The 24,967-nt window shown below is 62.1% G+C and carries 26 protein-coding genes; 12 read left to right on the plus strand and 14 right to left on the minus strand.

The genetic code is table 11. The features are described 5' to 3' along the window. Positions 1–66: 66 nt before the first annotated feature. From PO860_RS16905 to PO860_RS16940, 8 genes are all read right to left on the minus strand, one after another. Complete coding sequence (locus PO860_RS16905; RefSeq protein WP_275037901.1) at positions 67–924, minus strand: CheR family methyltransferase; 858 nt, start codon at positions 922–924, stop codon at positions 67–69. 29 nt (positions 925–953) lie between these two features. Next, positions 954–1,430: a chemotaxis protein CheW gene (locus PO860_RS16910; RefSeq protein ID WP_183609565.1), complete on the minus strand. Its 477-nt coding sequence runs from the start codon at positions 1,428–1,430 to the stop codon at positions 954–956. A gap of 2 nt (positions 1,431–1,432) precedes the next feature. Beyond that, positions 1,433–3,241 (minus strand): methyl-accepting chemotaxis protein, encoded by a 1,809-nt coding sequence (locus PO860_RS16915; RefSeq protein WP_183609564.1) that lies wholly within the window; start codon positions 3,239–3,241, stop codon positions 1,433–1,435. Positions 3,242–3,459: 218 nt separating this feature from the next. Continuing rightward, positions 3,460–5,157 carry a methyl-accepting chemotaxis protein gene (locus PO860_RS16920; protein ID WP_183609563.1) on the minus strand — a complete coding sequence of 566 codons (1,698 nt, stop codon included), beginning with the start codon at positions 5,155–5,157 and terminating at the stop codon, positions 3,460–3,462. Between the two features lie 31 nt (positions 5,158–5,188). Then, positions 5,189–5,698, minus strand: a complete 510-nt coding sequence (locus PO860_RS16925; protein ID WP_183609562.1) for a chemotaxis protein CheW — start codon at positions 5,696–5,698, stop codon at positions 5,189–5,191. After that, on the minus strand, positions 5,695–7,746 hold the full coding sequence (locus PO860_RS16930) for a chemotaxis protein CheA (RefSeq protein WP_273884940.1): 2,052 nt from the start codon (positions 7,744–7,746) through the stop codon (positions 5,695–5,697). The genes PO860_RS16925 and PO860_RS16930 overlap by 4 nt, the downstream gene beginning before the upstream one ends. Then, the gene (locus tag PO860_RS16935) at positions 7,743–8,111 is read right to left on the minus strand and encodes a response regulator (protein WP_183609560.1); all 369 of its coding nucleotides are present in this window, start codon (positions 8,109–8,111) and stop codon (positions 7,743–7,745) included. The genes PO860_RS16930 and PO860_RS16935 overlap by 4 nt, the downstream gene beginning before the upstream one ends. Next, positions 8,108–8,437 (minus strand): STAS domain-containing protein, encoded by a 330-nt coding sequence (locus PO860_RS16940; RefSeq protein ID WP_273884939.1) that lies wholly within the window; start codon positions 8,435–8,437, stop codon positions 8,108–8,110. The genes PO860_RS16935 and PO860_RS16940 overlap by 4 nt, the downstream gene beginning before the upstream one ends. 342 nt (positions 8,438–8,779) lie before the next feature. Here PO860_RS16940 and PO860_RS16945 point away from each other — a divergent pair, with 342 nt between their 5' ends. Further along, positions 8,780–10,522 (plus strand): methyl-accepting chemotaxis protein, encoded by a 1,743-nt coding sequence (locus tag PO860_RS16945; protein ID WP_275038335.1) that lies wholly within the window; start codon positions 8,780–8,782, stop codon positions 10,520–10,522. A 32-nt stretch (positions 10,523–10,554) separates the two neighbouring features. On the opposite strand, the gene PO860_RS16950 is transcribed toward PO860_RS16945, so the two are convergent. Together PO860_RS16950 and PO860_RS16955 are read right to left on the minus strand one after the other, a co-directional pair. Next, on the minus strand, positions 10,555–11,637 hold the full coding sequence (locus PO860_RS16950) for a tetratricopeptide repeat protein (RefSeq protein WP_183609558.1): 1,083 nt from the start codon (positions 11,635–11,637) through the stop codon (positions 10,555–10,557). 10 nt (positions 11,638–11,647) lie between these two features. Beyond that, entirely contained in the window at positions 11,648–12,301 is a 654-nt protein-coding gene (locus PO860_RS16955; RefSeq protein ID WP_183609557.1) for a thiamine phosphate synthase, read from the minus strand. 107 nt (positions 12,302–12,408) lie between these two features. Here PO860_RS16955 and PO860_RS16960 point away from each other — a divergent pair, with 107 nt between their 5' ends. Together PO860_RS16960 and PO860_RS16965 are read left to right on the plus strand one after the other, a co-directional pair. After that, a complete protein-coding gene (locus PO860_RS16960; protein WP_183609556.1) occupies positions 12,409–13,173 on the plus strand; it encodes a sulfite exporter TauE/SafE family protein in 765 nt (254 codons plus the stop codon). A gap of 67 nt (positions 13,174–13,240) precedes the next feature. Then, on the plus strand, positions 13,241–13,501 hold the full coding sequence (locus PO860_RS16965; protein ID WP_003542830.1) for an ArsR/SmtB family transcription factor: 261 nt from the start codon (positions 13,241–13,243) through the stop codon (positions 13,499–13,501). A gap of 207 nt (positions 13,502–13,708) precedes the next feature. Here the strand turns inward: PO860_RS16965 and PO860_RS16970 are convergent, their stop codons facing one another. Continuing rightward, on the minus strand, positions 13,709–13,882 hold the full coding sequence (locus PO860_RS16970; RefSeq protein WP_097618313.1) for a YdcH family protein: 174 nt from the start codon (positions 13,880–13,882) through the stop codon (positions 13,709–13,711). Between the two features lie 227 nt (positions 13,883–14,109). Between PO860_RS16970 and PO860_RS16975 the strand changes: the two genes are divergently transcribed. From PO860_RS16975 to PO860_RS17010, 8 genes are all read left to right on the plus strand, one after another. Beyond that, positions 14,110–14,313, plus strand: coding sequence for a YdcH family protein (locus PO860_RS16975; protein WP_272783904.1), 204 nt, complete (start codon positions 14,110–14,112; stop codon positions 14,311–14,313). 17 nt (positions 14,314–14,330) lie between these two features. After that, positions 14,331–14,825, plus strand: a complete 495-nt coding sequence (purE, locus tag PO860_RS16980; protein WP_097618312.1) for a 5-(carboxyamino)imidazole ribonucleotide mutase — start codon at positions 14,331–14,333, stop codon at positions 14,823–14,825. Beyond that, positions 14,822–15,898 (plus strand): 5-(carboxyamino)imidazole ribonucleotide synthase, encoded by a 1,077-nt coding sequence (locus PO860_RS16985; protein WP_273884938.1) that lies wholly within the window; start codon positions 14,822–14,824, stop codon positions 15,896–15,898. Before purE ends, PO860_RS16985 begins: the two co-directional genes overlap by 4 nt. 163 nt (positions 15,899–16,061) lie before the next feature. Further along, positions 16,062–16,187, plus strand: coding sequence for a type B 50S ribosomal protein L36 (gene ykgO / locus PO860_RS16990; RefSeq protein WP_003582204.1), 126 nt, complete (start codon positions 16,062–16,064; stop codon positions 16,185–16,187). Between the two features lie 111 nt (positions 16,188–16,298). Then, positions 16,299–16,913 carry a tetratricopeptide repeat protein gene (locus PO860_RS16995; RefSeq protein ID WP_183609554.1) on the plus strand — a complete coding sequence of 205 codons (615 nt, stop codon included), beginning with the start codon at positions 16,299–16,301 and terminating at the stop codon, positions 16,911–16,913. 116 nt (positions 16,914–17,029) lie between these two features. Continuing rightward, positions 17,030–18,082 carry an alpha/beta fold hydrolase gene (locus PO860_RS17000; RefSeq protein ID WP_183609553.1) on the plus strand — a complete coding sequence of 351 codons (1,053 nt, stop codon included), beginning with the start codon at positions 17,030–17,032 and terminating at the stop codon, positions 18,080–18,082. A 107-nt stretch (positions 18,083–18,189) separates the two neighbouring features. Then, the gene (ggt, locus tag PO860_RS17005; RefSeq protein WP_273881747.1) at positions 18,190–19,926 is read left to right on the plus strand and encodes a gamma-glutamyltransferase; all 1,737 of its coding nucleotides are present in this window, start codon (positions 18,190–18,192) and stop codon (positions 19,924–19,926) included. 108 nt (positions 19,927–20,034) lie between these two features. Then, positions 20,035–21,009 carry a threonine ammonia-lyase gene (locus PO860_RS17010; RefSeq protein ID WP_183609551.1) on the plus strand — a complete coding sequence of 325 codons (975 nt, stop codon included), beginning with the start codon at positions 20,035–20,037 and terminating at the stop codon, positions 21,007–21,009. Positions 21,010–21,066: 57 nt separating this feature from the next. Here the strand turns inward: PO860_RS17010 and PO860_RS17015 are convergent, their stop codons facing one another. Beyond that, positions 21,067–21,864, minus strand: a complete 798-nt coding sequence (locus tag PO860_RS17015) for an SDR family NAD(P)-dependent oxidoreductase (RefSeq protein WP_183609550.1) — start codon at positions 21,862–21,864, stop codon at positions 21,067–21,069. Between the two features lie 116 nt (positions 21,865–21,980). On the opposite strand from PO860_RS17015, the gene PO860_RS17020 reads away from it, so the two are divergent. Continuing rightward, the gene (locus PO860_RS17020; RefSeq protein ID WP_183609549.1) at positions 21,981–22,916 is read left to right on the plus strand and encodes a GlxA family transcriptional regulator; all 936 of its coding nucleotides are present in this window, start codon (positions 21,981–21,983) and stop codon (positions 22,914–22,916) included. Positions 22,917–22,953: 37 nt separating this feature from the next. Here PO860_RS17020 and PO860_RS17025 read toward each other — a convergent pair whose 3' ends face one another. Both PO860_RS17025 and PO860_RS17030 read right to left on the minus strand, forming a co-directional pair. Continuing rightward, on the minus strand, positions 22,954–23,760 hold the full coding sequence (locus PO860_RS17025) for a phytanoyl-CoA dioxygenase family protein (protein ID WP_272783900.1): 807 nt from the start codon (positions 23,758–23,760) through the stop codon (positions 22,954–22,956). Positions 23,761–23,990: 230 nt separating this feature from the next. Further along, on the minus strand, positions 23,991–24,887 hold the full coding sequence (locus PO860_RS17030; RefSeq protein WP_183609547.1) for a LysR substrate-binding domain-containing protein: 897 nt from the start codon (positions 24,885–24,887) through the stop codon (positions 23,991–23,993). Positions 24,888–24,967 lie beyond the last annotated feature (80 nt).

Consider the following 24,967-nt stretch of genomic DNA (forward strand, 5'->3'; position numbering starts at 1 on the left):
CGTCCGGAATTGCGTTAAAACAAAGAGATAGAGCATTTTCGTGATTCGAAGAAAAACGAAAATGCTCTAGATACGCTGAAACACCGTGTTCGAGACCTGCTTCAAAGGCAGATCGAAGCCGGTGATGGATTCGGAATGGCCGATGAATATGTACCCCCCCTTCGCCAGGCAATCGCAGAGGCGGTTGAGCACACCGGCCTGGGTCTGCTTGTCGAAGTAGATGAGCACGTTGCGGCAGAAGATGACGTGCATCGGCTCGCCGATCGGATATTTCTCATCCATCAGGTTCATGCGGGCAAAACCCACCTTGCTGCGCAGTTTCGGCGTGATGCGCACCTCCCGCCGCTCCGGCTGCTTGGCCGTCAGCACATATTTGCGCTGCAGGTCGCGCGGCACCGGCGCAATGAGATCTTCCGGATAGATGCCCCGGCGCGCCGTCTGCAGCACGTCGGTGGAAAGATCGGTCGCCAGCACGCTGTAGGAGACGTCCTTGCGGCCCTCGGCGAATTCTGCCAGCACCATCGCCATCGTGTAGGGTTCCGCCCCCGTCGAACAGGCCGAACTCCAGGTGCGGATGGTCCGCGCGCCGCTGCTGACGATCACAGGCAACGCCACGGTCTGCAAGTAGTCGAAATGCTTGGCTTCCCGGAAGAAGTCGGTCTTGTTCGTCGTCACCACGTCGATCAGGTAGACGGTTTCCTGGGCGAGGCCATCGTGGTTGAACAGGAAGTCGCAGTAATCGTCGAAGGTCGAATGGCTGGTTGCGCGCAGGCGCCGCCTCAGCCGCCCTTCGAGCATCGTCAGCTTGGTTGGCGGCATCTTGATGCCGCTGTAGTCGTAGATGAACCGGGCAAGCTTTTCAAAATTGCGCTTGCTGATCCGGTCGCCCGGCGATTGGCTTTCCACCGCTGCTGCCATACTCATAGAACGCAGTACTCCAAATTGACGCGCGGTCAGGCCGCCGATTGCAGTGCCGAGGCGTCCTCGCGCGACAAGAGTCGCGCGAGATCGATGATGACGACGAAACCATTTTCACGGCGAACGACCCCGGCAATATAGTCCGAGCGCCAGCGCACGCCGATATCGGGCGCCGTCTCGATCTGGTCACGCCGGAACGGCGTGACCTCGAAGACGCGATCGGCGACGAGACCGAGGGTGAGCAGCCGGCTTTCCAGCGGCACGTCGAGGACGAGCACCCGCGTATGCGGCGTCGGCAAGGTCTTCGTCATGCCGAGCTTCAATCGAAGGTCGATCGTCGGCACGCCCTGCCCGCGCACGTCGCGCAGGCCGAGCAGATAGTCGGGACCGTTCGGAATCTTGAAAGCTTCCGCATAGTCGAGAATTTCCCGGACGACCTCAACCGGGACGGCGAAGATTTCCTCGCCGAGGCTGAAGGTCACGAATTGCGCTTCCAGAGATGTCGGAGCCATGATCAGGCGCTTTCCTTGAATTCGGCGTCCCCATCATCGGGACCGCCCATGGAGAGATCGAGAGCAAAACCCTTTGCCCGTGCCTGCTGGCCGGCGACGCTGTTGGCCGCCGGTTTCCGGACACCGAGCTTGCGGCCGGCGATGGGAGCCGAGCTGCGGACAGTCACTCTTGCAGCCGGCGTGCGGGATTGGCGGTCGCCTGTCGTATCGACCTTGAAGAAGGCGATCGAAGCCTGCAGTTCTTCGGCCTGGGAGGCAAGCTCCTCGGAGGTCGCCGACATCTCTTCGGAAGCGCCGGCATTCTGCTGCGTCACCCGGTCGAGCTGCTGGATCGCTTCATTGATCTGTGAAGCGCCGATATCCTGTTCGCGGCAGGCCGCGCTGATTTCGGAGACCAGCTCGGCGGTCTTGCGGATGTCGGGCACCAGACGGCCGAGCATGTCGCCGGCGTCCTGAGCGGCCTTGACCGTATCGCTCGACATCGAGCTGATCTCGGAGGCGGCCGACTGGCTGCGCTCGGCAAGCTTGCGGACCTCAGAGGCGACGACCGCAAAACCCTTACCATGTTCGCCGGCACGCGCCGCTTCGACAGCGGCGTTGAGCGCCAGGAGATCGGTCTGGCGGGCGATTTCCTGGACGACGCTGATTTTCTCGGCAATGGTCCGCATCGCCTGTACGGCACGCGACACCGCTTCACCGCTCATCTCCGCATCCTTGGCCGACTGGCGGGCGATCTTTTCGGTCTGTGCCGCATTGTCGGCATTCTGCTTGATGTTGGCGGCCATCTCCTCCATCGAAGCGGAAGCCTCCTCGGCGGAAGCCGCCTGTTCGCTGGCGCCCTGCGACACTTGTTCGGAACTCGAGGACAGTTCCTGGCTGCCGGCCGAAACATTTTCCGCAGCCGCGACCGCATCGGCGACCACACCGCGCAGGCGCTCGACCATTTGCTCGAGCGCGATGCCGAGCGTGTCCTTCTGCGAAAGCGGCTTCGGGGACACCGTCAGGTCGCCGTCGGCAATCTGCGTGGCGATCTCCGCGGTAGTGCGAAGGTTGCCCGTCATGGTGTTGATCATGTTGACCAGATCCTTGATCTCGTCATTGCTCCTGATCTCGACCTTCTGGTTCAAGTCACCGATGGCGACCGCGCTGGCAACGTTCATGATCTTGCGCAGGCCGCTATTGACGCCGAGCGCGATCCACAGCGCAGCGGCGAAAGCGATGAGGGAAGCCCCGATTGCGAGACCGACCAGCATGTTCCTGGTTGAGCTATAAAGAGCATCGGTATCGCTATCGGCTTGCGCCATCGACTTCTGCTGAAGAGCAACGAGTCTTCCGAAAACCTCTTCCATTTCCGTGACGAGGGCGCGAACCTCCCCTGAGGAAAGCGCCACGGCCCCTGCTCTGTCGCCGCTTTGCTGAATGGAAGCTACTTTGTTAGAGCCTTCATCAAAACGCTTGGCCAAATCGATCAGCCTGTCCCAGAGGGGCTTGCCTTCTGCCGTTGCGAGCTGCAGGCCGCTTGTCGCGAAGCCGAGCATTTCATCCACGCTTTTCGCCGAATTCTGATAGTCCTTTTTGACGATTTCGGAATCCGCTTCCAGAAGCGCGTTCTTCTGCCAGCGGACCGCATCAAGCTCGGCAGTTTGCGCCTCCAGAGCCATTTCCAGCCTTTTTGCAGGCCCGGAAACAAGGTCGCCGACAGCGTCGTTCAGTGAACTGAGGCTGATGATTCCATAGACCGCGCTGCCCACCAGTAACAGGATAACAAAGCCGAAAGCGGCTGCGAGTTTAAGTTTGATCGTAATACGCATCTCAATATTCCTCTCTGAGAGCGAGGCGATAAATATGGTCCAGGCGGCGCGGCATCATGCAGCAAAGAAATTCCGGTGGGCGAAAACATGCCACGGAAGGAAGTAAATATACTTTCAGCGCCGGCTCCCCGGGCCGGAACTATGTGTCGCGAGCCAGGCTGGCCGGCCCGCGACGGTTGCAAACGGGGATAGCGCTCATGAGCTTCCCCAGGGGAGCGCTATGCACTCTCCCGAAAATCGTCGTCGCCGGCATCAGGACCGCCCATCGACATGTCGAGAGCAAAGCCCTTGAGACGCTGCTGCTGCGCCGAAACCGTCTGGCCGCGGCCCTGCGGCGCCGGTTTACGGGCTGCGGCCGGGGTTTTGAGCACCTTGGCCGCAGTTTTCGGCTGCGCCTTGTGGGCGCCGGGCCGCGTGCTGCCGGCTGCATCGACCTTGAAGAAGGCGATCGACGTCTGCAGTTCTTCGGCCTGGGAAGCGAGCTCCTCGGAAGTCGCCGACATCTGTTCGGAGGCGCCGGCATTCTGCTGCGTCACCTTGTCGAGCTGCTGGATCGCCTCGTTGATCTGCGAAGCGCCGATATCCTGTTCGCGGCAGGCCGCGCTGATCTCGGAGACCAGCTCGGCGGTCTTGCGAATGTCGGGCACCAGGCGGCCGAGCATGTCGCCGGCATCGGCGGCAGCCTTGACCGTATCGCTCGACATCGAGCTGATTTCGGCAGCGGCCGACTGGCTGCGCTCGGCAAGCTTGCGGACCTCCGAGGCGACCACCGCAAACCCCTTGCCGTGCTCGCCGGCACGCGCCGCTTCGACCGCGGCGTTGAGCGCCAAGAGATCGGTCTGACGGGCGATTTCCTGGACGATGCCGATCTTCTGGGCGATCGTGCGCATGGCGTCGACGGCACGCGTCACCGCTTCACCGCTCATCTCCGCGTCCTTGGCCGACTGACGGGCGATCTTTTCGGTCTGTGCCGCATTGTCGGCGTTCTGCTTGATATTGGCGGCCATCTCCTCCATCGAAGCGGAAGCCTCTTCAGCCGAAGCTGCCTGCTCCGTGGCGCCCTGCGACACCTGCTCGGAGCTTGCCGAAAGCTGCTGGCTGCCCGACGAAACGTTTTCGGCAGCCGACAGTGCGTCGGCGACGACGCCGCGCAGACGCTCGATCATGATGTTGACGTTGCCCAGAAGCTCGCCGATTTCGTCGTGGCCGGTGATCTCGGCCATCTTCGTCAGATCGCCTTCCGACACTTCGCGAACCACGGTGTTGGCGCGGCCAAGGCCCTTGCTGATCGTGTTGGCGATCCATAAAGCGGTGAGGGCAGCGATCAGCAGAGCGACGGCGGCGACCACAACCATCGTCATGCGCGTCGTCTCATACTGGTTCTGGGCGCCATCGTCGGCAGCCTTCATGCGCTGCTTTTCAAGCGTCAGGATTTCGCTGAGCGTCGAGTCGATACCGTTGGCAGCCGCCCGCGCCGTCGTGACGGAGATGGTGTTTGCACCTTCCGCATTACCGGCCTTCACCAGATCACGGATCTGATCATCGGCCGCATCGAAGGTCTTGGAAAGTTCGGCAATGCGCGCCCAGCGCGCCTTGCCTTCTTCCGTTGCCAACGCCAGAACCTGGCTGAACGCACTGGCGAAGTCCTTGCGAGCCTGATCGCCCTTCGCGATTGCACCGGTCGTCTCGTCAGCGCTGCGCGCCGTGAGCAGGTTCTTCTGTTGGCGGATCGCCTCGAGCTGGGCAATATTGATCTGCTGTGCGAGATCGAGGCGGGCTGCCGGGCCGGCGAGAAGCCTGTCGATCGTGTCGTTTAGCGATCCAAGGCTGAAGACACCGTAAGCGGCGGTGCCCATGAGCATCAGAATGATGAAGGTGAACGCAGTCACCAGTTTGGTCTTGATTGTCAGTCGCATCGTCAAACCCCCATGTTGAATTCATCCAGCGTCAAGTGACGGCGCGCGCCGTATTGTGCCTCGATGAAAAAATCGCCTGCAGGTTGGGGAGAATGATGAACTCTCCGCCCCTCTTCACCAGGCAGTTGATGTAGTCGGCGCGCCAGCGCATGCCGACGCTCGGCGGCGCCTCGCTCGCGGATTTTGCAAGCGTCGTCACCTCGTTCACCTTGTCGGTTCTGAGGCCGACCAGGGTCTGCTCGCCCTGCAGATCGATCTCGATGACGATGAAGCGGCTGTCGATCGTCGCCTCTGCCGCCTCCATGCCGAAGGCCAGACGCAGGTCTGCGAGCGGAATGACCTTGCCGCGGAAATTGATGACGCTGGCAACGAAGGGCTGGCTACCCGGCACCGCGGTTTCCGGAAGCAGGTCCAGGATTTCCTGGACGATGACCGCTTCCAGCGCGAAGGTCTCGCCGTTGAGATCGAAGGTCAGGACCTCGACTTCCTCGGCATAGCTCCAATGATTGTCGAAGCGTTCGACTGCTGCTGTTGCACTCATCCTGCTACCCGCAATTGCGCCTCCTGTTGCTGACCCGCGGCAACCAGATGCCCGACGTCGAGAATGAGGGCGACGCTGCCGTCGCCGAGAATGGTGGCGCCCGAAAAGGTCGCCACGTCGTTGTGCAATTTCGACATCGACTTGATGACCGTCTGGTGGTCGCCGATGATCTGGTCGACGACGAGGCCGACGCGCTCCGTCCCTGTGGAGATGACGACGACCTTCTGGTGCACATCCGGCTTGGTGCCGGTGCGGAAGAGGTCGCGCAGGCGCAGAAACGGCACCAGGCTGTCGCGCAGCGAGATGAAGCTGCGGCCGCGCGAGCGGAGATCTTCCTCAAGCGACAATTCGAGACATTCTTCGACCGCCGAGAGCGGGATGACGTAGCGGCCGGAGCCGACGCGCACCAGCAGGCCGTCGATAATCGCAAGCGTCAGCGGGATGCGCAGCGACACTTCCGAACCCTGTCCCGGTACGCTGACGATGTCGATCGCGCCGCGAAGCGCTTCGACCGTCTTCTTGACCACGTCCATACCGACGCCGCGGCCGGAAAGATTGGTGATCGCTGCTGCCGTCGAAAAGCCGGGAGCGAAGATCAGCTGCAGCAGCTCGGAGTCGGAAAGCGCCTGGCCGGGATGGATGAGGCCGGAGGATTCCGCCTTGGCACGGACCCTTTCACGATTGATGCCGCGGCCGTCGTCCTTGATCGAGATGATCACTTCGCCGCCGGCCTGGCGGGCCGAAAGCGTCACCGTGCCGGCTTCGGTCTTGCCGGCGGCAAGGCGGTCGGCGGGCGTCTCGAGGCCGTGGTCGATCGAGTTGCGCACCAGATGCACCAGCGGATCGGCTAGGCGCTCGATGACTGTTTTGTCGACTTCGGTCGTCTCGCCCTCCGTTACCAGCTCGATCACCTTGCCGGTCTCGCGGGCGAGATCGTGGACGAGGCGGCGGAAGCGGGAGAAGAGAGTGGCGACCGGTACCATGCGCAGCACCATCATCGTGTCGCGCAACTCGCCGGAGAGGCGTTCGATTTCTTCCGAGACGGAGCGCAGCGCGATATCGGCGCTGGCGCTGGCGAGCTGGCTGAGGCGCGACTGCGCGATGACGAGCTCGCCGACGCGGTCCATCAGCTCGTCGAGACGTTCGGCCGGAACGCGGACATTCTCGGCTGCCTTCGCCTGGCTGACGGCGACGGGCGCCTCGCGCCTGGCCGGAACCGCCTCGACGGGACGGAATTCCGGGACGGCAGCCGGCGGAACCGGCGCCGCCGATACCGCGGCAATAGGGGCAGGTGTCGGCTTTGCTTCGATCGGAGCGGCGGTTGCGGCTGCCGCGCCGTCCATCTCCTCGACGCTGAGTTCCATATCATCGAGCACGAAGATGAAGACGTCGTCGATCGCCGAGCGATCCTGCTCACTGGTCAGCGTCACGTCCCAAGAAATATGGAGTTCGGTCGGAGTGAGTTCGTCGAGAGGCGGAATGGCCGATCTGTTGGCGCGCACGGTGCATTCGCCGAGATCGCGCAGCTCGTCCAGCAGGCCGAGCGGATTGGTGCCGTTGGCCATCGAATTGGCCGGCAGGCTGAAACGGATGCGCCAGCTGTTCCTCTTCTTTGCCGGCGCTTCGCGCACGGCCGCGGGTGCGGAAACAGCGGCCGCCGCTTGAGCCGGCGCCTTGCCGCCGACGGCAGCCTGCAGCTGCGCCAGAAGTTTCTGGCCGGTATCGCCATGATCGGCGTCCGGCTGGTCGACGAGGGCGCGCATATGGTCCTGGGCGGCAAGAACGGCGGCGACCAGTTCGCTGGTCGCCGCAACCTCGCCCTTGCGAACCCGGTCGAAGGCCGTTTCGCAATGATGGGTGAAGGCAGCGAGCGCCTCGAAACCGAACATCGCGCCGGAGCCCTTGAGCGTGTGCAGCCCGCGGAACACGGCGTCGACGAGATCCTTATTGTCGAGCTCGTGGGTCAGATCGAGAAGGCCGGCCTCGATCGCTTCGAGGCATTCGGCGGCTTCCATACGGAATACGGCGACCGGATCGAGCGTACTCATCTTCCGAGGACCTTTTTGACGATCTTCACGAGATTTTCCGGGTCGAACGGCTTAGTCAGCCAGCCGGTTGCGCCCGCCGCCTTGGCGCGAGCCTTGAGATCGGCGTCCGATTCCGTCGTCAGAAAGATAATCGGAACGCCGGCCTGGGCCGGCAGCTTGCGCAACTCCTCGATCATCGTCAGCCCGTCCATGACGGGCATGTTGAGATCGGTCACGATCAGATCGAAGCTGCTGCTCTTGGCCTTCGCAAGGCCTTCTGCCCCGTCGGCGGCCTCGGTGACGGTGTAACCGGCATTGGTCAGCGTGACATTGGTGGTCAGGCGAATGCTGGCGGAATCGTCAACGGTCAGGATATTTGCAGTCATAATGTCACCTTTTTATGCAACCAGAAATTTTCGTCTTCTTTGTCGAAGGATTCGATGAAACCTGCGCGCTCAAGTACCTTCAGAACCGCGCCGCTGGCCGGCGAAGAAAGTTTGAACGTCTTTCCCTTGGCTTTTGCTTGGCGACGAGCGGATTCGATGAGCTGAATGAAACTCAGATCCGCTTCGGAACTTTCGGGAATCTCGATGATGATTACATCACGGCCGTGAAATTCATCTGTAATCTTTGAATATAATTCGGACACGCAGCGGATACTCAGCAAATCCGATAACTTTATAGATTCGTAATATTGTTTTGGAGTATCCAACGCAGCCCCCTCGGCCAGAGAAATACTTGATGCCCTTAAGAGGACTCTCACGACAGCGTTAATGCGGGGTAAACAGCGGTTGTATGAAACTACCGTATAACGAGTCCTGAGACTCCCCAATTCTCATCCGGAATAAGTTGTATTTTCCTCTCAAAATTTAGAAACAAATAAAATAAAAGCAGCAGGTTAAGCAACATTAACCAACCATGCGATTCGAGCAGCGCCTCCATCCATCTTTCGTTAATCACAACGCAGACGAGTCTGGCGCGTTTACCGGACGTTTCCATCCTGCCCGTAGAAATAGAGTCAGATTAGCCTGTGTTTTAAGAAAAGGTATAAATGTTGGCACACGCTCTGGTATCGCCGACCGCTGCAGCCTACATATCCGGGCGGGACATCGGCCGGACCCTGGAATCCGCCCGCAGCCGGGTCGAAGAACGTTTCCTCGAAGGCGGTACCGTGCTGCTCTCGGTGATGGATGTTCTCAACCGCCTGTTGAATTCTCTTGAGAGCGTCACCGCGGCGCTCGACAATGGCGAGTCGAGCGATACCGGCGCCGATCTCCGTGCCACGGTGGAGAGCCTGACGGCGCTGCCGGTCACCGAAGAAAATCGTCAACAGGCACTCGTCTCGCTGGCGCAGACCGGCAGGGAGCTGCGCAAATACGTCTCCGACATGCAGGAGACGATGCGCTATCTCAGAACTTTCGCCGTGACCGTGAAGATCACCGGCGCCGGCCTTGCCGAATTCGCCGGCTTCGCACAGGAGATCCTGGAGCGAATCTATTCCGGCACCGATGAGGTCAACCGTTTCGCCACGCATCTCGACAGCCTCGACAAGGAGGTCAAACTCGCCGCCTCCTTTGGCGCCAGTGTCTCCAAGGGTTACGCCGATACCGTTCCGGCCGTCGCGGCAGCCCTGCGCGACGACGCCGCCAAGATCGCCCAACACCGCAAGCATCTCGGCGTCGTCGCCCGTGAGGTCGGCGCGATTGCCCGCGGCGTCCAGAGCAAGGTCGCGTCGACGCTCTCTGCCCTGCAGATCGGCGACATCACCCGTCAGCGCATCGAGCATGTGCAGGCCACCCTTTCACTGCTTGAGGAATTCTTTGCCGGCGTGGAGGGCGCAAAGCTCGACGCCGACGCGCGCAAGCGCTTGCAGAACGTCATCCACCATTTGACCGCAGCGCAGATGAGCGACATGTGCGCCAATTTCCAGCGGGATTCGGAGTACGTCGTCACGACGATCGCCAGTTTCGACCACGACATGCGGGAAATCCTAAAGCTGCGCGACCAGATGAGCGGTGAGAGCGGCGAGGACGGCGGCAATTTCATGCGCGCGCTGGAATCCAGTGTTTCGGCGGCCCACGAGATTGTCCGGCAGGTCGACACGGCAAGCCGGCAGGCCGACCAGGTGAGCCAGTCGACGATCGGCACAGCCGCCAAGCTGTCTGAATCGATCGCCAACATCCGCGCCGTCAAGACCGACATCCATTACATGGCTTTGAACACCAACCTGCGCTGCAGCCGCCTGGGCGAGGAAGGCAGGTCGATCAACGTCGTCACCGCCGAGCTGCGCATCTTCGCCGGCAAGCTCGACGAATCCGCCGATGCCATCGTCACCGGCCTGCCGGCGCTCGAAGCCGCGGCTGGGCGTGTTGCCCCCGCCACCGATGTCGGGGCCGGCGGTCTGGGAGAAAGCCTGACGTCGGCAGTCGGCAACATCCGCTCCGCAGCCAATGTGATGGAAAGCGAGCTGAAGGTGCTCGCCGAGGCCGGCCGCGAGGTGGCCACCAAGATCAGCCTGCTGATCGGCAAGCTCGATTTCCAGCGGGATCTCGGCGAAGTCTTTGCCCGCTGCGCCGATCTGCTCGAAAGCGCCGCCGGCACTGAGGTCGCCGATATCTCCGATCTCGCCGAGGCGATCGCCCCGCTCGACCACAAGATCTTCAAGGCCTACACGATGGTCCAGGAGCGCAACATCCATCGCGACATCTTCCCGACCTGCGAAGACAGCGCCCCCGCTCCCGCCGAGACCCCCAAAGCCGAAACCGACGAGGATCTTTTCGCCGACGCGCTTTTTTAAAGCCTCTCCCGGTCGGGAGGCCCGGCAGCCAATTATCGCCGCCGGAACTTGTTGGCGGCCTCGATCGCCGCCTTCTGCTGATCGTCCTCGATGCCGAGATAGAAATCCTCGAGTGACGGATCGGCAAGCCCGGCCCGGCGCGACAGCACATACCATTTCGCCGCCTCGACCGGGTCGGGCGGCGTGCCGATGGCGTTGATGTAGAGATGGGCGAGCTTGTTCTGGGCCGCGACGTTGCCGCCATTGGCGGCAAGTTTCAGCCATTCGAAGCCCTTGACGTAATCCTTCGGCCCGCCGACGCCGTTGACGAGCCAGATGCCGAGATCGAGCTGGGCCGTATCGAAGCCGGCGCGCGCAGCACGCGCCATCCACTCGCGGGCGAGCTGCTTCTTTTCCTCAGGCAAGTCCTTCAGCGTCGCGTAGATCTGCGCCACGGCATATTGCGAATCGGCAATGCCCTGCTCGGCCGATTTCTCGTAGAACGGCAGCGCCAACTTCAGTCCCTTCTCGCCGGGATTATCGGCGACGACGATCTGCGCCCAGTTGAATTCCGCCGAAGGATTGCCGGCCTCGGCCGCCTTGTGCATATAGTCGTCGGCCTTGACCTTGTCACGCGGCACGCCCTCGCCTTCCATCAGCATCAGCGCATATTTGAACATGGCCGCCGCATCGCCGCCTTCGGCCGCCTTGCCGTACCAGAAGGCCGCATTCTTGACGTCCTTCTTGACGCCGAGACCCTGCGACAGGATTTCGCCGATCAGCGTCTGCGCCGCCGCATCACCGAGTTGGGCGCGCGGCAGCGCCTTGTCCATTGCCGTCAGGTAGTAACCGCGCTGGAAGGCGCCGTAAGCCTCGTCGACAGGTCCCTTATAATCCTTTTCCGGCGGCAGGTCCGGCAGCTTCGCACCCATGCGATCGAACACGCCGACACCATCGGAGGGCCGCACGACCGGGCCGGTGGGCCGGTCGGTGCGGAAAGTCGAAGTCGGCCCGGAGCCTGGCTGGTTTACGACGCTATCCGTTGCTTGCGCCAAGGCGACATCCGGCCCGGCCGCAACGACGGCGGCCATGCTGGCAAGGATAAATTTCAACAGGCGGGCGGTCTGGATCGGCATGAGCGCGATTTCAATCCTCAAACCGTGGCGCTTTTTCGTCAAGCAACGCGTTGACTTCGGCGACGATGGATGGCGCCCGGGTGGGCTCGCCGAAGACTGCCAGCCGCAGGGCCACGAACTCCGCTCCGGTCTCGGCGACGGCAAGCGCCGAAGCCGGATCGGTGCCGCCCATGACGATGCAGGGGATTTCGATCATCGAGGCCCACCATTCGCCGAGCGCAAGGTTCTTCGGATGCGCCTCCGGCTTGATGTCGCCGTCGAGCTTGCCGAAGAAGATATAGTCCGGCCTGACTTCGCCGATCTCAAGCGCTTTGTGCCGGTCGGCCGCGTTACCGCCGCCGACGATCAGCTTCGGCGCATGTTTGTCGATCGCTTCCGAAAGCGCCTCCGCATTGCCGGAAAGATGCAGGCCATCGGCCTTCGCCCGGCCTGCAACACGGCTGTCGCCTGATATCAGCGCAGCCGCTCCGGCATCCTGGATCAGCGGCACCAGCTTCTCCGCATGTTTCTGGAAGGTGCCGTCGTCGAGCCCATATTGCGGCACGATCACCGAAGCGACATCGCCGCCCTTCAGCGCGTCGGCGACGATCCTCGCCTGTTCATCGGCATCGGCAATATCGGGTGCGATGAGCACCAGGCGGCAGCGGTTTTCCGGTTCGGTCATGAGGTCTTTCCGTTTCCTGCGAATTCCCCCTCGAAATCGGGGATCCGCACTCGTTTTGTGTGAGTAGTTCCGTTAGACGAGGCTTGCAAGAGGAGGACGCCGAAAGCATGCCGCAGGATTTGTCATTCTACTACGCCGCCGTGCCCGCCGTTCTGCTCGTGGGCCTCGCAAAGGGCGGCATGGGCGACGCTTTGTCGCTGATCGGCCTGCCGTTCCTCGCCCTCGTCGTCTCGCCGGTCGAGGCGGCGGCGATCCTGTTGCCGATCCTGGTCTTCATGGACATGATCTCGCTCGTCATCTGGCGCAAACACGGCGACTGGGCGACGCTGAAGATCATGCTGCCCGGCGCGGTCTTCGGCATTGCGCTAGGCTGGGCGACCTCGGCGCTCGTTCCGGGCAATATGCTGCGCATCGTCATCGGCGCGGTGACTATCCTCTTCTGCCTGCGCTATTTCTGGAACAATTACGGCCCGGGTGCCGGCAAGATCATTCCGCCGCGCGGCCAGCGGCCGGTGGCCGCCGGCCTCTGGGGCACATTTTCCGGTTACGGCAGCTTCGTCGCCCATGCGGGCGGCGCGCCCTTTCAGATCTATGCCCTGCCGCTGAAGCTACAGCCGCGCGAATATACCGGCACCAGTGTGCGCTTCTTTGCCATCCTCAACGCCATCAAGCTGATCCCCTATTTCGCGCTCGGCCAGCTCGACACCCAGAACCTTGCGACCTCCGCGACGCTTCTGCCCTTCGCCCCGCTCGCCACCCTTGCCGGCGCCTGGTGCGTGCGCCGCATGAAGCCGGCGATCTTCTATCCGTTCATGTATGCGATGGCCCTGATCGCCGCCTTGCTGATCGTGCGCGAGGGCCTTGGCTGGTAGGGGCTCCAGCACGCTGCATTGCACAATTTCCTTGCTGCGGCGGCCGGTTTGACGTAGCGTTCCCGGTATGTCGAACACGGACCCCTTCTCTGCGATTGCCGATCCGAACCGGCGGTTTCTGCTGGAGGAGTTGCGCCGCGCTCCGCGGACGGTCAACGAACTTGCCGAAGGCCTGCCGATCAGCCGTCCTGCTGTGTCGCAACACCTGAAGGCGCTGCTCGACAGCAACCTCGTCTCGGTGACATCTGAAGGCACGAAACGCATCTACACGGTCAACAACCGCGGTTTCGACAAGCTCAATTTATGGCTGGATCAGTTCTGGGCTTAAGGCGTGTTCGCCAAAGCCTAGTGGGACACGATGCATATGATGCAGCGCCGCCCGACGCCTGCGACCCAAAAGCGCCAGCCGCGATGCTGGCAGGCATCGGGCTGGCGCAAATCTGGTGTGAAATCACCGGGTCTTGCTGATTCTAGGCGGAATGGATGGATTTACCTTTTCTTTCGCAAGATGATCGACCGGCGACCCTTGGGAAGATCAGTGGACGGATGACTTGAGACGCTGAATCTCGTCCTTGATGCGCAACTTGCGGCGCTTGCATTCGGCAATTTCCGTATCGGAGATAGAGGGAGCTGTTCTGAGCGTATGCAACTCTTCCTCGAGAGCGACATGCTTTTTCTGGAGTGATTCAAGATGAGCTTGAACTGTCATTTGACCCTTCCTTCCTCTTACCCTCCCCGGCCATCATCGTCGGGGATCAAGGTGTCAACGGCCGGACTGTGACATATTTTTGAAGGCTTGTCGAAGGCCAAAAGATGAAGACTAGATGGCAATTTCATGATCAAGACTAACTAGCCGTTACCTGTATTTGGTGATAGGAGCTTGCGGAAATCATCGGCAGATCGGACAAGATCCGAAGACGATAACGGGGAATGCATATGGCCGATCAGGAACAGGCGGAAATCAGGCTCACGGTGGCGCGGCTGCGCCAGGAGCACGAGGATTTCGACGCCGCGATCAATGCCATGATCCAGATCGGATGCGATGCTCTGCGGATCCAGCGCATGAAGAAGAAGAAGCTCATCATCAAGGACAGGCTCTCCAAGCTGGAAGATCAGATCATCCCTGACATCATCGCCTGAGAGGAATAGCAGCAACGATGACAGACAGACCGCTCGTCGCCATCATCATGGGCAGCCAGTCCGACTGGGAGACCATGAAGAACGCCGCCGACACGCTGGAGGCGCTGGAGATCCCTTATGATGCGCGCATCATTTCGGCGCACCGCACAGTCGACCGGCTGGTCAATTTTGCCAAGGGCGCGCGGGCAGAAGGCTTCAAGGTCATCATCGCCGGCGCCGGCGGCGCCGCCCACCTGCCGGGCATGACCGCATCGATGACGCCGCTGCCGGTTTTCGGCGTGCCGGTTCAGTCCAAAGCCCTCTCCGGCCAGGACAGCCTTCTTTCCATCGTACAGATGCCGGCCGGCATTCCTGTGGGAACGCTTGCCATCGGCAAGGCCGGCGCGGTCAACGCCGCCCTGCTCGCCGCCGCCGTCCTCGCCCTTTCCGACGAAGAAATCGCCGATCGGCTCGACGAGTGGCGCGAGCGCCAGAGTGCTGCCGTCGCCGAATACCCGATGGACGACCTATGACGGCAACAACGATCGGCATCATCGGCGGCGGCCAACTCGGCCGCATGCTGGCCATTGCCGCCGCCAGATTGAATTTTCGCACGGTCATTCTCGAGCCGCAGACGGACTGCCCGGCCGCCCAACTCGCCAACCGGCAGATTACCGCTGCCTATGACGATCCGGCGGCACTGGCCGAACTGGCTGATATCTGCGATGTCGTCACCTACGAATTCGAAAACGTGCCCGTCATAGCCGCCGAGACGCTCTCGGCAAGCGTGCCAGTCTATCCGCCGCCAAAGGCGCTGGAAGCAGCACAGGATCGCCTCGTCGAAAAGCGCTTTCTCAACGACTGCGGCATCTCGACCGCCCGCTTCCACACGGTCGACAGCCAGGCCGATCTCGATACGGCATTAAAGGATTTCGGCGGCCAGGGCGTGCTGAAAACCCGCCGTCTCGGTTATGACGGCAAGGGCCAGAAGGTTTTCCGCTCGACGGCCGACAGCGCTGATGGCGCCTATGCCGCGTTGGGCAGCGTGCCGCTCATCCTCGAAAGTTTCGTCGCCTTCGAGCGCGAGGCCTCGATCATCGCCGCCCGCGCCACCGACGGTACGGTCGTCTGCTTCGATCCCGCCGAGAACGTCCATCGCAACGGCATCCTCCACACCTCGACGGTTCCCGCTACGATCTCGCCAACGACGTCGGACGCCGCGCGCCGATCGGCCGAGAAAATTCTTGCCGCGTTGAACTATGTCGGCGTCATCGGCATCGAATTCTTCGTGCTTCCCGATGGCGGTCTGATTGCCAACGAGATGGCGCCGCGTGTCCACAACTCCGGTCACTGGACCGAGGCCGCCTGCGTCGTCAGCCAGTTCGAGCAGCACATTCGCGCCGTTGCCAATCTGCCGCTCGGCAATGCCGAGCGCCATTCCGACTGTGTCATGCAGAACCTGATCGGTGACGATATCCTTGCCGTTCCCGACTGGCTGCGGCGTCCTGATACGCTGGTTCATCTCTACGGCAAGACCGAATGGCGCCCCGGCCGCAAGATGGGCCATATCACCACCTTGACGCGGAAATCGCCGGTTTTAACCTGAGAAAACACCGCAGCGCCTTGGGAAAAACACCTTCATGCGGTTGACATGGAAAAGGTGAAGAGGTATCTGCTCCCCCACCTAAGAGCGCGCCCGATGGCGCGCTTTTGATTGTTAAAGATACGGGCGAATGTGAATTCCCCCATAGAGATCGCGGATCAGAAAAATGAAGATCAAGAATTCGCTCAAGTCGCTCAAGGCTCGTCACCGTGACAACCGTCTGGTTCGCCGCAAGGGCCGCATCTACATCATCAACAAGCTGAACCCGCGCTACAAGGCTCGCCAGGGCTGATTTCGCGCGTCCGGATCGCCTTGCCGCGCAGTTTGCGCCGGCAGATATATCCGGTGGGTCGCTACGGTGATCACGTCAAATTTGTTTGATCTTCGGCGTTGGCGGGCTAATATGTCCGCCATGCGCTTTTTTGCTTTGACATCAGCGGCGCTGCCGCTCGCCCTCATCCTCCTCTCCGCCACTTTTCCGGCCACCGCCGCGGAAAAAGACGTCATCGTCGAGCAGACGGATGTCAACTCTTCACCAAAGCAGCACCTCGACCAGCTGTTCAGCCAGCTGAAGCGTGAGCGCGACCCCGACAAGGCCAGCAGCATCGCCAATGAGATCCGCATGGAATGGAACGATTCCGGCAGCGCCACCATTAATCTCTTGATGCAATGGGCCGACAAGGCGATCGAGGAAAAGCGCAATCCCGCCGCCCTAGACTTCCTCGATGAAGCGATCGCGCTGAAGCCCGATTATGCCGAAAGCTGGAACCGTCGCGCCACGCTGAATTTCGTCATGGGCAATTATCGCAAGTCGATGTCCGACATCGAGCGTGTGCTCGATCTCGAGCCGCGCCATTTCGGCGCGCTGTCCGGCATGGCGGCGATCCTCAGCAATTCCGGCAACGACCAGCTGACCTTGAAGGCTTGGGAGCGTTTCCTCGATGTCTATCCCGCCGAACGCACCGCGCAGGAACAGGTCAACACGCTTGCCGAAAAACTCGCCGGCAACCGCACCTGATTCCCGGGCTGACATCTTGACGTCGGATCACGCCGCGCAATTTTGGAATACAGAGGGAAACGATGTAGCGGTTTGTCCGCCCGCAGGTCATCCCGCAATTATCGCTCGTTAAGACCATGCTTGCAGAAGTTTCCGCCCTTCTCATCCCGCTCGCCGCCGCCATCGGTTACTCTTCCTACAAGGCGCGGCAATTCGAACACACCTATCCGAATATCGGCGAACTGACGGATGTCGGCGGCTACCGCATGAATGCCGTCCATATCGCGCGTCCCGAAAATGCCGACCTGCCCGCCCTCGTCTTCATTCACGGCGCCAGCGGCAATCTCCTCGATCAGGTCGTCGCCTTTCGCGCCGCACTCGAAGGCCGAGCGGAAATGCTCTTCGTCGATCGACCCGGTCACGGTTATTCCGAGCGCGGCGGCCCTGAGAACGCTTTTCCCTCCGGCCAGGCCGATGCCATCGCCAGGCTGATGGAAAAGCGCGGTATCGAAAAGGCTGTTATCGTCGGCCATTCCTTCGGCGGCGCGATCACTGCCGCCTTCGGCCTGCGCCATCCCGATAAGACATCAGGCCTGCTTTTTCTCGCACCCGCCACCCATCCCTGGCCGGGCGGCATCGACTGGTACTATCATGTCGCCACCGCGCCTGTTATCGGCTGGCTCTTCAACCATGCGGTCGTCGTGCCGCTCGGGCTGCGTCGGCTGGAGCGCGGCACGCTGAACGTCTTTCGTCCCAATCCACGCCCGGCCGACTACATCGAAAAGACCGGTCCGTCGCTGGTGCTGCGGCCGAGCGCTTTCCACAACAACGCCGCCGATTTCAAAAGGCTGCTCGCCTATGTGAAGGCACACTCACCGCTCTATTCGCAGATCACCGCCCCGACCGTCATCATCACAGGCGACAGCGACGAGGTCGTCTGGGAGCATCTGCATTCGCGCGGCCTTGCCCGCGATATTTCAGGTTCCGAACTTATCACCATACGAGGCGTCGGCCATAAGCCGGACTATCTGGCAACCGATGTCGCCATCGCAGCCATGGAAAAGATATCAGGCAAGCCGCGCGACCTGCAGGCGGCTGCCCGGAGGGCCGAGGAGAGGCTCGCCGCTTCGCGCCAGCAGACGCGCGCAACCCTGTCGTCGCTGACGCCGGACGCTTTGCGCGGCGCCTGACGTCTCCGGCTGCAAAACCGAGCTCCTTGCCTAAAGCCAGTCGCCTGCATTGTCTCGGGCCGCAGCGGCCCCATATGTTTCCATCATTGTCCATAGGAGGGGAAATCATGGGCCGCCTGCATATCGGGACGATCTCCGTCATATCGGCACTGTCGCTGAGCCTGACCTCGGCTTTCGCCGCATCGCCCGCACCAGTCGAAGCCGAGCACGGCATGGTCGTTACCGCCCAGCATCTGGCGACCGATGTCGGCGTCGAGGTGTTGAAAAGCGGCGGCAATGCCGTCGATGCGGCGGTCGCCGTCGGTTATGCGCTGGCGGTCGTCTATCCCTCGGCCGGCAATCTCGGCGGCGGCGGTTTCATGACCATCCGCCTGAAAGACGGCACCAAGACCTTTCTCGATTTCCGCGAACGCGCGCCGCTTGCCGCCACGAAGACCATGTATCTCGATGCCAAGGGCGATATCGTGCCGCGCGCCAGCCTCGACGGCTATCTCGCCGTCGGCGTTCCCGGCTCCGTCATGGGCTTCGAAACCGCACGCGAGAAATACGGCACGAAATCGCGCCAGGATCTGATCGCACCGGCGCTCCGCTTCGCCAAAGACGGCTTCACGCTGGAACAGGGCGACGCCGCAGGCCTCGCCGGCAACGCCAAGCGTCTCGCCAAGGACGAGGCGGCGGCGAAAATTTTTCTGAAGCCGGACGGAAAGCCCTATACATCGGGCGAAAAACTCCAGCAGCCTGACCTCGCCGCGGTTTTGGCCGGCATCTCTGAAAAAGGTCCCGACGCCTTCTACAAAGGCGCGCCGGCCGAAGAGATCGTCAAGGCGAGCCAGGCCAAGGGCGGCATCCTCGCCAGGCAAGATTTCGAGCAATATGCCGTGCGCGAGTTGAAGCCGATCGAGTGCAATTACCGCGGCTACGACATCATCTCCTCGCCGCCGCCCTCCTCCGGCGGCATCATCATCTGCGAGATCCTCAATGTTCTCGAAGGTTATCCGCTCTCCTATCTCGGCTACAACTCGGCTGAAACCGTGCACATCATGGTCGAGGCGATGCGCTATGCCTATGTCGACCGCAATGCCGCACTCGGCGATCCCGATTTCGTCGAGAACCCGGTCGAGAAACTGCTCGACAAGAAATATGCCTCGGAGGTCGCCGCCAAGATCGACCCTTACAAGGCCGGCACCTCGGCGAACCTGAAACCGCTCGGCGGCAAAGAAAGCACCGAGACGACGCATTATTCGATCATCGACGACGCGGGCAATGCGGTCGCCGTCACCTATACGCTGAACGGCTCCTTCGGCGCCGCGGTCGTGGCACCCGGCACGGGCGTCCTGCTCAACAACGAGATGGACGATTTCACCTCCAAAACAGGCGTGCCGAACCTCTACGGATTGGTGCAGGGCGAAGCCAATGCCATCGCGCCGAAGAAGACGCCGCTCTCCTCGATGAGCCCGACGATCGTCACCCGGGACGGCAAACCCTTCATGGTGATCGGCAGCCCCGGCGGCTCGCGCATCATCACCATCACGCTGGAGACGATCCTCAACGTCGTCGATTTCGGCATGGATATCAGCCAGGCGGTCAACGCGCCGCGTCTCCACCACCAATGGCAGCCCGACAAGGTCTTTCTCGAACCCTATGCCATTTCGCCGGATACGGAAAAGACCCTCGCCGCCATGGGCTACAGCTTCGATGGCGGCAATGACGCGCCGCAATGGGGCCAGGCCGCCGGCATCCTCGTCGGCGGCAAAAGCCTCGCCGCCATCGCCAAGGGCAGCGGCGCCCGCTACAATGGCGCCATGGACAGCCGTGCGGCGGAAGGTTCGGCCAACGGCTATTAACCTCGGCAACGAGCGCAACACCATTCATGTCACGGTGACAAACTCGCCGTTCACAAAGAGCTTGCCCGACCCTATGCATGATTAAATTCCAAGCAGGACGATTCCCGAATGGCCAGCATTGAAATGATCGTCGCCGCCCGCGCCCGCCTGCGCGGTCATATCAGGCGCACACCGCTTCTCTCCTCTCCCTTCCTGAACGAGATCGCCGGCCGGCGCCTGTTCGTGAAGGCGGAATGTCTGCAGCATTCCGGTTCGTTCAAGTTCCGCGGCGGTTGGTCCGCGGTCTCCGGCCTCGATCCGGCCGTGCGTGCGAGAGGCGTCATCGCCTTCTCCTCCGGCAACCATGCCCAGGGCGTTGCCCTTGCCGCCAAGCTGCATGGCGTGCCCGCCGTCATCATCATGCCGAGCGACGCGCCAAAGCTGAAGATCGCCAACACCCGCGCCTTCGGCGCCGAAGTTGTGCTATACGACCGCGCCAACGAGGATCGCGACGAGATCGGCGCGAGGCTTTCTGCAGAACGCGGCCTGACGCTGATCAAGCCTTTCGACGAGCCGCTCGTCATTGCCGGCCAAGGCACGACCGGCCTCGAAATCTCCGAGCAGGCGGAAGAGGAAGGTGTTACGTCTGCGGAGGTCCTGGTTCCCTGCGGCGGCGGCGGACTGACCTCCGGCATCGCCCTTGCCCTCGAAGCCAGCGCCCCCGGTTTTCGCGTCCGTCCCTGCGAACCCAGTGACTTCGACGATACCACCCGCTCGCTCGTCTCGGGCAGGATCGAGCGCAATGCCTCGATGTCGGGCTCGATCTGCGATGCGATCCTCACGCCGCAGCCTGGTAATATCACCTTTCCGATCCTGAAGCGCCTCGCCGGCCCTGGCATCGTTGTCACCGACGAGGAGGCGCTGCGCGCCATGGCGCTCGCTTTCGTCAGGCTGAAGATCGTCGTCGAGCCCGGTGCTGCAGTGGCGCTTGCCGCCGCCCTCTTCCATGATAAGGATCTGGAAAGCGACACAATCGTTGTCGTCACATCGGGCGGCAACGTCGATTCCGATATTTTCTCCACCGCCCTGGAACGCTTCGGTTGAGGTAAGTGCCCCAACCATCCGCAGCATATGCCGCGGATGGTTTTCGTCGGTAAACCATCATGCCAGCTCGTAACGCTTGGCCGGCGTGCTGCGAGACAGGTTCGGCATCAATGCCTGGCGCGCCTGCTCGTAGGCCGAAAGCAAGCCGGCATCCTCCAGCGCCGGAATCGTTGCGAACTCACCCTGCTCAAGTCCGGCCAGCGATGCATCGACCATGTCATCGGCCGACATTACGATCTCGTTCGGCAGATGCTCGATCGGCGTGCCGGCAATGCCCCAGAATTCCGTCGCCGTGGCGCCCGGTAGCACGGCCTGGATACGGATATTCTTCTCCGTCAGTTCATGTTTCAGCGACTGGCTGAAGGCGAGCACGAAGGCTTTCGTGGCGCCATAGACGCCATTCAGGCGCTCGGGCGCGATCGCGACGATCGAAGCAATGTTGATGATCGTGCCGCCGCCGCGGGCAACGAAACCGGGAACGGCGGCATAGGTCAGCCGCATCAGCGCCGTGACGTTGAGGTCGATCATCTTCTGCATCTTGTCGACATCGGCGGCAAGCAGCGGCGCCGTTCCGCCGACGCCGGCATTGTTGACCAGAAGCGTGATGCTCCGGTCCTGCTTCAGCACGCCTTCAACACGGGCGAGGTCGGCCGTGTTGCCGAGGTCGGCCACGACGGTCTCGACTGTTCTGCCCGTCTCCTCGGTCAGCCCGGTTGCCAAGGCCTTCAGCCGCTCGCCGTTGCGGGCGACGATGATAAGGTCGTAACCCTGCTTGGCCAGCCTGTGCGCATAGACTGCGCCGATGCCCGAGGATGCGCCGGTGACAAGCGCAGTACCCTTGTATTCCTGTGTCATGATCCATCTCCTTCAATTGCGCCGGCCTCTGCCCTGCGCGTGAGGAGAACCATACCCCGGATTGTCAGCGTCCTGAATGTCATATATACCACCTTTTAGGACATCGGAGCTTAGTCATGCAGACCATCGCTTTCCTGCTCTACCCCGGCTTCCAGATTATGGGCCTGGCGGCTGTGTCGGCCTTCGAATTCACCAATCTGCATTTCCACGAGAAGGTCTACGACATCCGCTACCTCTCGGAAGCCGGCGGTTCGCTGCGCACCTCGCTCGGGATGGCGATCGAGACCGAGCCCTTCGGCGATCCCGGATTCGATACGCTGATCGTCACCGGCGCGCCCGGCATTGCATTGCCAAGCCCCGGTGAAAGCGACTTCGTTCGCGCGGCTCTTGGCGCCTCTCGCCGCGTCGCTTCGATTTGCACCGGCACATTCTTTCTCGCCGAAGCCGGTATTCTCGACGGCCGACGCGCGACGACGCACTGGTGTCTCGCCCGCGAAATGAGGACGCGGTATCCAGCGATCAAGGTGGAAGAGGACCGCATCTTCATTATCGACGGCTCGGTCTGGACATCGGCCGGCATGACGGCCGGGATCGATCTGGCACTCGCCATGGTCGAGAAGGACCACGGCATAGAGGTCGCCCGCGCAGTGGCCCGAATGCTTGTCGTCTATCACCGCCGGTCCGGCGGCCAGTCGCAATTTTCCGCGCTGCTGGAGCTGGAACCGAAATCCGACCGCATTCAGAAGGCGCTCGACTTTGCCCGCGGCAATCTGAAATCGCAGCTTTCGGTCGAAGAACTGGCGGAAGCCGCCCATCTCAGCCCCCGCCAGTTCAGCCGAGCCTTCCGCGCCGAAACCGGACAATCGCCTGCCAAAGCGGTGGAAAATCTGAGACTCGAAGCCGCCCGGCTGATGATGGAGCAGAGCCGCCATCCGATCGACGTCGTCGCCGACGAGACCGGCTTTGCCGACCGCGAGCGCATGCGCCGCGCTTTCCTACGCGCTTTCGGCCAGCCGCCGCAGGCAATCCGCCGCAACGCCCAGCAGATGTAGCACCCGGCCTGCAACGGCCGGGTACTTTCTGTCCTCGCTACCGGTCCTGAAGCGCCCGGCGGATTGCGATCTCGACCGGTGAATAGGCGCCGTCCTGCCGTTCGAGCCGAAGCGGTTCGGAAGGGGCAAGGCCGGGCTGCGCCATAAAGCGCGGCTCCCTGCCGCGATGCATCTGCGCTGCGTGGATGAGGAACGGATGGCACAGATAGACCGTGCCCGCCAGGCCCGTCGCTAACGCCAGCAGCCGGTCTTCCCCGACATGCTCCAGCCAGAGATGCGCCATCCCCGCTTCGCCCGCGGGCGCCAGAAGGCGGGCGATATCCTTATGCGACCCGACGCGGATGCGGGTCGGCGCGTCCTGCTCCCCGACATCCGAGAACAGGAACAGCATCAGCAGCGCCCGCCCGCGCGAGGTGATGTTCACCCGCCAGGCCGAAAAGTCCCGTTGTTCGTTCGGATCGCAATCCTCGCCGGGAAAGCTGAGGTCGACATGCCAACCGGCATCGCCGGGATCGTCGGGATGAGGAAAGCGCACCGGAAAGCTGCCGAGCCCATTACGCGGCTCCCAGCGCCCTTTGCCGACGAGCTGGTCGAAGGCTGAATGCAAGACAGGCGTGTTGACAGCCTTTTCGAACGGCCCACCGCCATAGCCGGCAAGCCGCACGACCGGCTGCGTCCACGTGTTTGGATCATCCGCAGCGAAGGGCATGTCGCGCCACATGATGACGCGCGCCTCCTCGGCCAGCTCCTGAAGAAAAGCATCGTCGATCCTGATGAAGCCATGCTCGATAAATTGTTCGATCTGCGCGGCGTTCAGCGCCGGCGGGTAAACAGTTGGTGTCATTAAATATCTCTCTATCGCCAAACCTGCCGGCTCTTTCCTTGGCCAGATGCAGGTGGTTGCAGTTCGCGGCAACGCGCCAACCGCGAAGGCTGGTCAGCGGCCGCGTCTTCTGATGCCCGAAGGCAGAGCCTCTAGAGGCTCAAGAAGAAGACTGTCGCGATATTGAGGGTGATCATCTTCATAGCGGTCCGAAGCTACAGGCACGCGCTCGAGGGGTCAACGCGGAGATGTCAGGCCGGCACCTCGCGCAACGCACCATGCACCGACTGCAGCACCAGTTCGCCAAGGCGCGCCGCAGCCGGCTGCGGTTCGGCTTCCGCCCGATGCAGGACCAGACCGAGCTTCGGCAAATCGGGCAGGCCGACAGTCCCGGGCACCAGCGGCCGCACCTTCGCCGGCAGCCCGATCGGCGTGCGGATGGTGAGGCCGAGGCCTGCCGCCGTCGCCGCCCAGAGACCGCCGAGACTGGGGCTGACGAAGGCGAGCCGCCAGGAAATACCGGCCTCGTCAAGCGCCCGGGTCGCCGCACTGCGCAACAGGCACGGCGCCTCCAGCGAGGCGAGCGGCATCGGCTCGCCGCTAGCCGCTTGCCATGCGGGCGGCCCCTCGGCAGGCCCGATCCAGCGCATCGGCACTTCGCCGATCCGCTCGCAATGGGTGGTCAGCGTGCCATCGCTCCAGGCAAGCGCCAGATCGAGCTTGCCCGATGTGACGCGCTCGAGCAGTTCGGCATTGCGGACCACCCGCGCCTCGATCCGGACCTTCGGATGGGCACGCGCGAAGCGGCCGAGCACTTCGGGCAGCAGGGTCTCACCGAAATCCTCCTGCAGGCCGAGTCTTACCCAGCCCTCCAGCTCGACGCTGTTGACAGCCGCAGCCGCCTCGTCGTTGAGTTCCAGCAGCCGCCTGGCATAGCCGAGCATCGTCTCGCCGGCGTCGGTCAGCGCCAACCCGCGCCCCGCCTTGCGGAAGATCGGCGTACCCGCCTGCTCCTCCAGCTTCTTCAGCTGTGCGCTGACCGCCGAGGTCGAACGCCCGAGCCGCTCGGCCGCCTTGGCAAAATTGCCGAGCTCCATGCCGGTCGAAAAGGTGCGAAGCACATCGAGATCGAAGATCGTCCGCCGCATCATATAATCCCATTTTTCAGGATAATTAATCCATAAAATTCTGATTTTCAGCATCATCGTGCCGTGCGATGGTTCTGCTG

The sequence above is a fragment of the Rhizobium binxianense genome, from assembly GCF_028994275.1.
GTDB classification, from domain to species: Bacteria; Pseudomonadota; Alphaproteobacteria; order Rhizobiales; family Rhizobiaceae; genus Rhizobium; species Rhizobium binxianense.